Source organism: Agathobaculum sp. TL06 (assembly GCF_054658635.1).
Map to the genome: position 1 here is coordinate 1 of NZ_BAAGGY010000090.1, position 255 is coordinate 255.

General features: G+C 42.4%; 1 rRNA gene. It reads right to left on the reverse strand.

Annotation, left to right across the window (positions count from 1 at the left end):
* Window positions 1-64 (reverse strand): 16S ribosomal RNA (locus ACYQ3S_RS15760); the annotation flags it as partial.
* Between the last annotated feature and the right edge of the window lie 191 nt (window positions 65-255).

Consider the following 255-nt stretch of genomic DNA (forward strand, 5'->3'; position numbering starts at 1 on the left):
CGACTTGCATGTGTTAGGCACGCCGCCAGCGTTCATCCTGAGCCAGGATCAAACTCTCTAAAAATTGTATTAAGAGAACTTTCGTTCTTTTAATCGACTTTAGAGTCTGACGTGTCGGTTTCTTTTTGCTGGAGTTCCGACTTCCAGCGATTTACCAAGAGTATTACTCTCAGAATTTCAGGTTCGCACTACACACTCTTTCAAGTGTTAAGCTTTCTCGTTGTTTAATTTACAAGGTACAATCCGCTTTCACCG